This window comes from Massilia pinisoli, assembly GCF_024753285.1.
Taxonomy (GTDB): domain Bacteria; phylum Pseudomonadota; class Gammaproteobacteria; order Burkholderiales; family Burkholderiaceae_D; genus Telluria; species Telluria pinisoli.
Genome location: NZ_JANUGW010000040.1, coordinates 1 through 10,914, shown reverse-complemented (window position 1 = coordinate 10,914; position 10,914 = coordinate 1). Strand labels below are relative to the sequence as shown.

Annotated in this window: 9 protein-coding genes; 1 reads left to right on the top strand and 8 read right to left on the bottom strand. The window is 68.9% G+C overall.

All coding sequences use genetic code 11. The features are described from left to right. Positions 1–24: 24 nt before the first annotated feature. A complete protein-coding gene (locus NX784_RS28410) occupies positions 25–885 on the bottom strand; it encodes an aldo/keto reductase family oxidoreductase (RefSeq protein WP_258820032.1) in 861 nt (286 codons plus the stop codon). 115 nt (positions 886–1,000) lie between these two features. Here NX784_RS28410 and NX784_RS28405 point away from each other — a divergent pair, with 115 nt between their 5' ends. Continuing rightward, a complete protein-coding gene (locus NX784_RS28405; RefSeq protein ID WP_258820031.1) occupies positions 1,001–1,909 on the top strand; it encodes a LysR family transcriptional regulator in 909 nt (302 codons plus the stop codon). Here the strand turns inward: NX784_RS28405 and NX784_RS28400 are convergent. The 7 genes from NX784_RS28400 to NX784_RS28370 form a co-directional block, all read right to left on the bottom strand. Continuing rightward, positions 1,894–2,370, bottom strand: a complete 477-nt coding sequence (locus NX784_RS28400; protein WP_258820030.1) for a YbhB/YbcL family Raf kinase inhibitor-like protein — start codon at positions 2,368–2,370, stop codon at positions 1,894–1,896. The two genes, NX784_RS28405 and NX784_RS28400, sit on opposite strands and share 16 nt — an antisense overlap. 306 nt (positions 2,371–2,676) lie before the next feature. Next, positions 2,677–3,147 carry a DUF6328 family protein gene (locus NX784_RS28395; RefSeq protein WP_258820029.1) on the bottom strand — a complete coding sequence of 157 codons (471 nt, stop codon included), beginning with the start codon at positions 3,145–3,147 and terminating at the stop codon, positions 2,677–2,679. Between the two features lie 63 nt (positions 3,148–3,210). Next, the gene (locus NX784_RS28390; RefSeq protein WP_258820028.1) at positions 3,211–4,353 is read right to left on the bottom strand and encodes a VWA domain-containing protein; all 1,143 of its coding nucleotides are present in this window, start codon (positions 4,351–4,353) and stop codon (positions 3,211–3,213) included. After that, a complete protein-coding gene (locus tag NX784_RS28385) occupies positions 4,343–6,565 on the bottom strand; it encodes a DUF5682 family protein (RefSeq protein ID WP_258820027.1) in 2,223 nt (740 codons plus the stop codon). The genes NX784_RS28390 and NX784_RS28385 overlap by 11 nt, the downstream gene beginning before the upstream one ends. A 4-nt stretch (positions 6,566–6,569) precedes the next feature. Then, complete coding sequence (locus NX784_RS28380) at positions 6,570–7,661, bottom strand: ATP-binding protein (RefSeq protein ID WP_258820026.1); 1,092 nt, start codon at positions 7,659–7,661, stop codon at positions 6,570–6,572. After that, complete coding sequence (locus NX784_RS28375) at positions 7,658–9,226, bottom strand: DUF5691 domain-containing protein (protein ID WP_258820025.1); 1,569 nt, start codon at positions 9,224–9,226, stop codon at positions 7,658–7,660. Before NX784_RS28375 ends, NX784_RS28380 begins: the two co-directional genes overlap by 4 nt. Beyond that, complete coding sequence (locus NX784_RS28370; protein WP_258820024.1) at positions 9,223–10,557, bottom strand: SWIM zinc finger family protein; 1,335 nt, start codon at positions 10,555–10,557, stop codon at positions 9,223–9,225. Before NX784_RS28370 ends, NX784_RS28375 begins: the two co-directional genes overlap by 4 nt. Positions 10,558–10,914 lie beyond the last annotated feature (357 nt).

The following is a 10,914-nucleotide window of genomic DNA, read 5'->3' as shown; positions in this document are numbered from 1 at the left end:
CAGACTGAGCGGGCTTTTTGCTTTCTAGATCCGTTCCAGCTTCGCCAGCACGTCTTCCGACAACACCAGCTCCGCCGCCTTCACGTTCTCGCGCAAATGCGCACGCGACGACGTACCGGGAATCAGCAAGATATTCGGCGACCGTTGCAACAACCACGCGATCGCGACCTGCATGGGCGTCGCATGCAGCTCCGCCGCGACGGCCGACAACGTATCCGACTGCAGCGGCGACATTCCGCCCAGCGGAAAGAACGGCACGTAGGCAATGCCGTGTCGCGCCAGCGCGTCGATCAGCGCATCGTCGCCGCGGTGAACCAAGTTGTACATGTTTTGCACGCACGCGATCGGCACGATCCGCAGCGCGTCCTCGACCTGTTTCATCGTCACGTTACTCAGGCCAACGTGACGGATGAGCCCTTCTTCACGCATCTCGGCCAATGCCGTCACCTGGGCCTCGAGCGATCCTTCGGCGGGACCGAAAACATCCAGCATGCTTCGCAAATTGACGACCTCCAGCACGTCCAGGCCGAGATTGCGCAAGTTGTCGTGCACGGCTCGCCGCAATTCCTGCGCCGAGGTGGCCGGCAGCCAGGCGCCCGTGCCATCCCGGCGTGCCCCGATCTTGGTGACGATGACGAGATCGTCCGGATACGGATGCAGCGCCTCCCGGATCAACTGGTTGGTGACGTGGGGCCCGTAGAAATCGGACGTGTCGATATGGTTGACGCCGAGCGCCACCGCGTCGCGCAGCACGGCGCGGGCGGCGTCGGGATCGCGCGGCGGTCCGAAGACGCCGGGGCCGGCCAGTTGCATGGCGCCATAGCCGAGGCGCCGGACGGTGCGGTTACCGAGCTGGTACGCGCCGGCGGAATCAATGGTGGACATAAAACACTCCTTGAATGATCAGTTAACAGTGCATTCAAGATAAATCCACGTCGATCGCAGGACAATCCGTTATAGTCCGCAAGGGTTGTACGTAAAAACGAACAATGAGGCCAATATGAAAGTCGATCTGGGGGATTTGTCTGCATTCGTGGCCGTCGCGCGCGCTGGCGGGTTCCGCGATGCAGCGCGTGCCACAAGCGGCAGCGCATCCGGTCTCAGCGATGCCGTTCGCCGCCTCGAAGGGAAGCTCGGTATCCGCCTGCTCAACCGCACGACGCGCAGTGTCGTGCCGACGGAAGCGGGCCACAGCCTGCTTGCCCGGCTGAACCCGGTGCTGAACGAAGTGGAAAGCGCACTGGACGTGGTCAATGGATTTCGCGACACGCCCACCGGTACCCTCAAGCTCAATGTGCCGATGAGCGCGGCCCGACTCGTGCTGCCATCCATCGTGCCGCGCTTTCTTGCCGCGTATCCCGAGATCCGGCTGGAAGTGATCGCGGACGAAAGCTTCGTCGACGTGCTCGCGGCCGGCTGCGATGCAGGCGTCCGTTACGAAGAAAAGCTCGAGCAGGACATGATCGCCGTGCCCATCGGGCCGCGCGTCCAGCGGATGGCCGCGGCCGCGTCCCCGGATTACCTCGCCAGACGGGGACGCCCGCAGCATCCGCGCGACTTGCTGGACCACGCGTGCACACGCGCGCGTTTCGCCAGCGGTGCGGCGATCCGCTGGACGTTCGAGCGCGACGGCGAGACGGTGACGATCGATCCGCCGGGACAATTGCTTGTCCAGGTGGGTGGCGCCCTCGAGCTGAAAATCGACGCAGCCGTCGCCGGCACGGGCATCGTCTACCTGTTCGAGGACTGGCTGCGTCCGTACATCGAACGCGGCGAGCTCGAGCCCGTGCTGGAACCGTGGTGGCCGTCTTTTTCCGGCCCTTACCTCTACTATCCCGGGCGGCGGCTGGTGCCTGCCCCGCTGCGCGCCTTCGTCGATTTCATCCGCGCGGATCAGCGCCCGCGCTGATAGGTGCCGACGAGTTCCGCGTGCGCGCGCACATGACCCTGCATCGCCTTTTCCAGCTGGGCCTTGGTCGGGTGGCGCAGGTCGGGCAGGACGGTATCGAGCGCGTACAGCTTGTGCACGTAGCGATGCAGTCCCACGGGCGGGCAGGGGCCGCCGTAGCGCGTGTTCTTGAAGTCGTTCGTGCCGGCTTGCGTGCCCGGTGGCAGGTCAGCGTCGCGGACCGCGGCAGGCAGGCGGGTCGTCTGTGGCGGCAGATTATAGAGGACCCAGTGTACCCAGGTCATCTTTGGTGCGGCGGGATCGGGTGCGTCCGGGTCGTCCACGATGAGGACGAGACTGCGTGTATCGGGCGGCACGCCGGACCAAGACAAGGCGGGCGACGTGTTCGCGCCGTCGCACGTATGGATGGCCGGGATGGGGCCGCCGGGCGGGAAGTCGGCCGAGGTCAGGATCAAGTCCATGGTTGCCTCCTTTGCGTTCGACTGCATGAACGCTTCGACATCGGTAAACGCCCAAGGTTGCACCGGCCGCGTCCAGCCGCCGCGGCCGACGCGATCATCGCGCCGCCGCATGAACGGCTGGGCAAACATCGCCACCGGCTGTGCTTCCCCCGATATCGAAACCCGAAGGTGGCGGTGTTGCCCAGTTCGTAAAATCGCACGCCGCGGCAACGTCTGAGCATCGCCGCGAACACAGGGCCATTATCCAGTTGTGAGCGTCGCCATCCGTTAGGCGCCTCACACAACACGCGGGCGGTAATGTTTGCGTCAGGAGGGTGGTTCCTCGACCTGCACCGGATCGCGGCGCGGGATCAGATACCAGAGTCCGACGAAGAGGAGCAGGGACGCCACGGCGGCCGCAATGCTGATCGAGAGCACGTCGGTCGCAAGGGACACGACCGTCAGCATGTCGAGCGACAGCCCGATGGCCAGCGGCATCAACGCAACACGGATGGCCTTGCGCGACACCTTCACCATGTGCGACGTCGCCTCGCCATGCTGGGCGCGGTAATACACGGCCGGCGTCATCAACAGCGCCATCGCGATCACCATCAATGCGAGGCCCGCCATGTGGCACGCCTGCGCGTAGAACGCGAGATCGTCGAACCGTTCGTTGAACACGGCGATCGTCTGGAAGCCGAACACCGCCTGCAGGCCAGGCAGGATGCAGCGCGCTTCTTCGATGATGTCGCGCATCGTGCGATGGTTCTTTTCTTGTTGCGAATCTTGATCGTCCATGAGAAGACAGTAGCGCCAAACACGGCTGTGTTCAACGCCCGCATGATTGAAGCCGCCGCGCCGTCACGCGTGCACGATGCCGGCCGCCGACGCCCATTGTTCGAGGCTGTGCCGCTGGATCGCGGCCGCCATCAGGTCGGGGAACAGGTCGGGCGTGCAGGCGAAGCACGGGATGCCCAGCGCCGCCAGTTTCGCCGCGTTGTTGCGGTCGTACGAAGGCGCGCCACCGTCGTCCAGCGCGAGCAGTGCGATCACTTGCGCGCCGCTGCCGACGAGGCTCGCCGCGCGCCTGAGCATCTCGGCATTGTTGCCGCCCTCGTAAAGATCGCTGATCAGGACGAAGATCGTGTCCTGCGGGCGCGTGACGAGGCCCTGGCAATACGCGAGCGCGCGGTTGATGTCCGTGCCGCCGCCCAGCTGCGTGCCGAACAGGACTTCGACCGGGTCGTGCAGCAGCGGCGTCAGGTCGACGACGGCCGTGTCGAACACGACGACCGACGTGGTCACCGCCTTGATGCTCGCGAGGACCGCCGCGAACACGCTCGCGTACACGACGGACGGCGCCATCGATCCGCTCTGGTCGACGCACAGCACGATGTCGCGCAGCGCGCGGCCGCGCCGGCCGTAGCCGATGCGCGTCTCCGGGATGATGGTCCGGTACTCGGGCTGGTAATGCCGCAGGTTGGCGCGGATCGTGCGCAGCCAGTCGATGTCCTGGTGGCGCGGACGCAGGTTGCGCGCGGCGCGATGCAGGCTGCCCGCGACGGCCTGGCGCAGCGGTGTCGCCAGCTTCTTTTCCAACTCCTCGACGACTTTCGCGACGACGGCGCGGGCGGTCGCGCGCGTCTTGTTCGGCAGGACGCGGTTCAGGCTGAGGAGCGTGGCGACGAGGTGCACGTCCGGCTCGACGGCCGCCAGCATCTCCGGTTCGCACAGCATCTGCTGCAGGCCCAGGCGGTCGAACGCGTCCTTCTGCATCACCTGCACGACGCTCGCCGGGAAGTACTGGCGGATGTCGCCCAGCCAGCGCGCCACGCGCGGCGCCGAGCCTCCCAGGCTGCCGCCGCGCGTGTCGGGGCCGGCGCCGTACAGCGCGTCCAGCGCGGCGTCGACTGCCGCGTCGCCCGCGTTCAAGGTCAACGCGTCGTTGGCGTCCTGGCCCAGCACGAGGCGCCAGCGCCGCGCCGCTTCTTGTTCATGCGTCATGGACGGTCTCCTGAATCGGGTGAGTCCCGAACAGCGTGTGCAGGATGGGCAGCACGCGCCGCGCGCGCGCCGGATCGACGGCTTGCGCGGGGGCGGCGCTCGCCGTCGTCCCGCCGGCCTGCGCCGCGCGCTCGCCCAGTTCGCGCCGCTCCGGCGCGCTGAACGTCGCGACCGTGCGGCGCAACAGCGGCAGCAACTCGGTGAACACGTGGTCCGGCTGCGCGAGGAGCCAGCCGTTCACGATCTGCCACAACGCGTCGCTGTGCGCGAGCAGCGCGCCGCTCCCTTGCAGGAAGCCTTCGAGCCAGTTCGCCGTGACGAGCGGCGGCACCGCCGGCGAGCAGCGCAGCGCCAACTGGCGCGCGGCGCGTTCCGCGTCCCATCGGCCCTGTTCCGTGAGGATGCGGCTCGCGCGTCCTGCCAGCAGCGGATGCGACAAGTCGCTCGTGGCGCCTGCTTCCAGCGCGTCGAACCATGCAGCCGCATGGCCGTCGTCCTGCAGCAGGCGCACGGCCTGGTCGGCCGCGATGATCTGACCGAGCAGACCTGCCGCCGCATCGTCCGCGACGCCGCGCAGGCCGTACGGCAGGGCGATGCACGCGCGCGCCAGGAGGCCGTCGACGACGCTGCCCAGCGCACCGGTGTCGACGTTGCGCGCGCTGCCGTAGCGCAGCACGTTGACGAGCGACGGCAACGCCGCCAGCAGCAGGCCCAGGTCGGGCGTCAGCGTCCCCACTTCCTGGATGCGCGCCATCAGCGGGGCGACGGCCGCGCGCAGGTCGGCCAGCAGGATCGTCTCCATCAGGCGCGTGAGCTCCGGCAGCAGCTGCGCCTGCGCCGCGCGGTCGGCTGCGAGCGCCGTCGCGGCGCTTTCCAGCGTGGCGCCCCAGCGGCTGGCGGCGATCAGGTCGACGGCGAATTCCGGTTCCCATGCGAGCTGCCACGGCTCGTGGAAGGTACCCGTCCGGCCGCGCACGGATTGCTGCCGGCCCCACGGGACGCCCAGCAGGGAAAGACGATGCAGCAGCACGCTCTTTTCGAGGTGCGCCGGTTGGCGCAGGTCGAGGTCGAGCTCCGTCGCGTCCGCGCGCACGGGCATGCGCAAGCGCTTCTGCTGCGCCGCCACGTCCTGCGCGAGCGGCACGGCCGGCACGTAGTCCGGGACGGACCCCAGCGCCTCGTCGACCAGGAGCTCGCACCGGATCAGGCGCAGCGGCGCGTCGCTGTCGTAGCAGAACACGGCGCGCACGGCTTCCATCAATTCGTCCAGCCCCGCTCGCGGGCGCTCGCGCAGCGCGGCCAGCGTGTCGGCGAGGCGCACGGCCTCGATCACGTGGGCCGACGACGCGTCCAGATCGTGCCGGCGCAGCAGCGCGGCGACTTCCGTCAGCCAGTGTAGGCCCGCACGCTCGCGGTGCCGCCACAGGTGCCGGTACCAGCCCGGCGCCGTCACGCCCGCGCCGTAGCCGCTGGCGACCGTGAGCCGGCCGTGCGTCCACGGCACCCACGTCGCTGCGACCTTTTCCTTCGCGTGCCCCTTCAGCAGGTCGGCATCGCTTTTCGCGCTGGGGAGCACGGCCAGCGCCGGCACGTGCCACGCGCCGCACACGACGGCGATGCGTTCGCGGCCTTCCTTGACGACCTGGCGGATCGTCGTGCGCATCCATGCCTCGCGTTTCGCCTCGACGTCGTCGGCCACCGCGCCCGCTTCCGTGCGCAGCGCCGTCATCATCTCGGCGATGGCGGCGAACAGGTCGAGGCTGTCGCCGCGCTGCTCGACGAGATGGTCCCACCACGTCTCCGTATCGCCGTAGCCGGCCGCGCGGGCGAGCCAGCGCAGCGGGTCCGTGTGGATGTCGTCCGTGACGTCGTTCGATTCTTCACGCGCCGCGCGCAAGCCGAAGCGGTGCGTCTGCGGCAGGTCGCAAAAGCGCAGGTCCACGCCGTGCGCGCTCGCGTAGCGCAGCGCCTGCCATTCGGGCGAGAACTCGGCGAACGGATAAAACACGGCGCGCTGCGGATCTGCCGGCGCATACAGCAGCAGGGCGACCGGGGGCACGAGGTCGGCGCGGCCGGCGTAGCGCGCGAGCGCATCGGCCTCCGGCGGGCCCTCGACGAGGATGCAGTCCGGCGCCAGCGCGTCCAGCGCTTCGCCCAGGCTGCGCGCGCAACCGGGGCCGTGGTGGCGGATGCCGAACAGGTGGACGCTCATCGCCTCACGCCATCACGTCGCGGCACGCGCGGTACAGGTCCTTCCAGCCGTCGCGTTCCCTGACGACCGTCTCGAGGTATTCGAGCATCGCCACGCGGTCCTGCAACGGGTCTTTGACGATCGCGCCGACCATGCCGGCCGCCAGGTCGGCGCCGCGCAGCACGCCGTCGCCGAAGTGCGCGGCCAGCGACAGGCCGTGCGTGACGACGGAAATCGCCTCGGCCGTGCTCATGGTGGCGCTGGGCACTTTCAGCTTCGTCTTGCCGTCGCTCGTCACGCCGTCGCGCAGTTCGCGGAACACGGTGACGATGCGGCGGATTTCTTCCAGCGCCGGCGTCTCGGCCGGCAGTTCGAGCGCGCGGCCGATGCTGGCCACGCGCGTCTCGACGATGCGCACTTCCTCGTCGGCGGTACGCGGCGGCGGCAGCACGACGGTGTTGAAGCGGCGCTTCAGGGCGCTCGACAGCTCGTTGACGCCGCGGTCGCGGTCGTTCGCCGTGGCGATGATGTTGAAGCCTTTTTCGGCCAGCACCTCGTCGTCCAGTTCCGCGATGGGCAGGACTTTTTCGGACAGGATCGAGATCAGGCTGTCCTGTACTTCTCCCGGCATGCGCGTGAGTTCCTCGATGCGGGCGATGCGTCCCGTGCGCATCGCCCGCATCACGGGGCTGGGCACGATGGCTTCCTGCGACGGACCTTTTGCCAGCAGCTGCGCGTAGTTCCAGCCGTAGCGCACGGCTTCCTCGCTGGTGCCCGCGGTGCCGTGTACGACGAGCGTGGAGTCGCCGCTGATCGCGGCCGCGAGGTGTTCCGACACCCACGACTTCGCCGTGCCCGGCACGCCCAGCAGGAGCAGGGCGCGGTCGGTGGCGAGGGTGGCCACGGCGATCTCGATCACGCGCGGATTGCCGATGTATTTCGCGCTGATCGTCACGCCGTTTTCCAGCTCGCCGCCCAGCAGATAGGTCGAGACGGCCCACGGCGACATCTTCCAGCGGGGCGGGCGCTGGCGCGTGTCGGAGGCGATCAGTGCATGCAGCTCATCGGCGTACTGCTGCTCGGCGTGCTGGCGTAGAACGGAAGAGGTGGCGGTCATGCGGTCTCCTGGAAGGAAAGAGTCATCTCGTGGCGCAGGCGCACGAGATCGAAGAATGCGTCGACGGCGCTTTGCCACTGGACGTCGGGCAGGCGCACGGGTTCGAATGCGGCGGCCGTCGCGGGGTCGAGCACGAGGGCGAGGCTGGACAGCAGCTGGCGCACGAGCCACGGGTGGCCCGTGTCCGCAAGCGCCGGCAGCACTGGGTACAGCCGCTGCATCGCGTGTCGGCTCAACGCCGCAGGCCATGTGTCCGCCGCGCCGGCCGCGAGCCGCGCCAGAAGATGCACGCACGCGCCGTCGGCGATCCACTTGCCGGGCAGGGCGTCGAACAGGGCGCTGGAGGCGCCGTCGGCATCCTGTGCGAAGTGCGCTGCGGCGACGTCGAACACGCTGTCGGGCACCGCGTCGCGCTGGGCCGGAACGGCGAGCCACCATGCGGTCAGATCGCGCAGCCAAGTCTGCAGGCGCGGTGACGGATCGTCCGGCGCGTTGCGCTGCACGGCCAGCGCCCAGCCGCGCACGAACACGGCGGAGAATTCGCTGTGTTCGGCGAGCGCGAGACAGCCGCGCGGCGGGCGGTCGAAGTGGCGGGTCCAGACGTCCGGATCGACGGCGGCCAGCATGTCCACGACCCATCCCGCTTTTTCGCCCAGGCCCGGGTGCGATGCGGCGCCGATGCCGTCGCGCCGCATGGCCGCGTCGAGCGCCGCGGGCAAGGTCAGGTCGATGCGCTCGGCGCGCAGCAATGGACGATCGAGCCGCAGCAACGGCAGCAGGCGCGCGATCATGCGTTGCGCCAGCTGAGACCCGGGCAGGCGCGCGAGCAGGCGCTGGGCCACGGTGCGTACTTCCTTGCGGCGGTCGTCGAGGGCCGCGTCGAGGAACGTTTCGTCGTCCTGGCCGAGCGCCGTGGACAGCGTCGCCAGCAGCGCGGCACGCTGATCCGGCGGCTCGCTGGGCCAGGCCGCGGCGAGGGCAGCGCGCGCGGCCTCCGGGTCGCGGACACGCCAGCCGCGCAGCGCGGCCACGCGCTGTTCCGGCGTGCCCGTCTCCCACGTTGCCGCGTCAAGTTCGTCGCCGGCCCACGACCACTCGGGCTGCAGGCGCGCGAGCCAATGTCCGCGTTCGCCCAGCACGGGCAGCAGGGGCGCGCGCAGTGCCGGCTGGCGCGTGCCCGCATCGAGCAGTTTCGGCAGGACGTGCGCCGGCAGATGGCCTCCGTGACGGCGCAGCAGGCGCAGCCACTCGGCTTCCAGGCCGGCAGGATGCAGGCCGCGCAGCAGCTGGGCCAGGACCGCTTGCGCGCGGGGCGGGCAGGGACGCAGCGTCTCGGGCGCGGCGACGGGCGCCGGCCGCGGCGCGGGCTGGTCGGGCGCCACGTAGCCGCCGCGCTCCCACAGGTCGAGCGCGCCCAGCGACAGCCACAACGCCGCATCGGGGGGCGCTGCAGCGTCGGCCGGCAGCAGCGCATCGAGCGGCGCGGCCAGGGCGGCGGGTGGACGTCCCGCGCGGGCCGTCCCGATCTTCAGCAACTGCTGTAACTGGCGGGCGTCGTCGCTCATGATGGGAAGTCGCTGTCGATGTTGTACAGGCGTCCTTCATGCCGGACACTCAGCGGCAGCAGCATGCGTCCATCCCATTCGCCGCACACGGTGAGCGGATGCCCGCCGCTCAGCGCGAGCAGATGCAGCGGATGGCGGAACGATGGGTGGAGGGCGATGCGGCGGCCTTGCGCGTCGCGGACGATGCAGTGGTCCGCTTCGTCCGGCACGACGCCGCCCAGCAGCACGGGCAGCCGGTCGAGGAAAGGTTGTGCCGCGATGGCGTCCGCATAGGTGTCGAGCAGGCCGTCCAGGCCGGACGGTTCGAGATCCGCCGGCGCAGGGTGGGCATCATCCTGCCTGCGGATATGGGCGCGCAACGGCCATGCACTCGGGTAGAAGCACAGGTCGCCGTCGAACGCCGTGCCGGGCGCGAGCTGCACGTCGAAGCCCTGCGTGCCGACGGCATATTGCAGGAGCAGGGCCCAGCGCCCGGTGCGTGCGCCGAGGAGCCACGTCGCACGCACGCGCAGGCGTTCGTCGTCGAACGTGTTCTGGGCCAGCACGCACCACTGGTCCGTGACGGCGGGTTGGCGCAGCACGTCGTCCTGGTTCAGCGTCCAGCCGAGCAGCGCACGCACGTCCGCCTGCAGCGCGGGCGCGAGCTGGTCGATGCGCTGCCATGCCTGGGCCAGCAGGTACAGCGATGCGAGTTCGTTCGCGGCGAGGCCCTCGGCGTTGCGCAGGCCGGACTGGTACAGCATGCTGCCGGCGCGGCGCAGGCGGCGTGCCAGCGGCGCCGCCTGGGCGTCGGCCATGCGCGCGGCGATCGCATCCCAGAAGCCCTGGCCGCGCGAGCGCACGGACGCGAGGCCCTCGCGCGCCAGGTCGTGCAGCCAGGTCTGCAATTCCAGGAGGCCCGCGCTGACCTTGTCTTCTCGTTTTTCTTCCCGTTTGCGGGCCTGCGCCGCGGCTGCGGCCGCCGCTTCGGGCGTGATGTCGGCCGCCGCCTTCTTTTCCTGGCGCACTTGGCGGCCCTGCAGCCAGTCGCGCACCCAGGCCGGCTCGTCGGCTGAGCCGAACAACGCCGGCTCCGCCGTTCGCAGCAGGTAGAGGCCGAGACCGTGCTTGCATGGGAATTTGCGGCTGGGGCACGTGCATTTGAAGGCGGGACCGCCGAGGTCGATCTGGGTGCGATACGGCGTCTTGCCGCTGCCCTGGCATTCGCCCCACAACGCGACATCGCTCCTGCCCAGGTTCGACCAGTTGCGCGGCACCGCCAGCTGGCTGCCGGCCTTGGCCGAGGCGGGATCGGGCGCGAGAGCCAGGATCTGATTGGCGTCGAGGGTCACCGGTATCCTTCAGGAGGATTGATATGATTTCTAGTTCGGTATGGGTAATACTCGGCGATTATTGTTTAAACGTCAATTACAACGATCAGTGAGGGTGAGTGGCAATCGCGCAACGGCTCTTGCGGGCCGAGGCGCCGATTGCTATAGTGCGCCTCCTGTTTCGCAGCGCATGGAAGGAGTCGGCAACGACGGCGCGACGAAATGGATGAGGGGTTGACGAGTTAAGCGAAGCACTGCATAATCTCGTTCCTCTGCTGCTGACGAACACAACGCTTCGCAAACGCAGCAAGGCAGTACCGAATACAGAGTTCTTTAACAATAAACAGTCGATAAGTGTGGGCGTTTGATGAGGTGCCG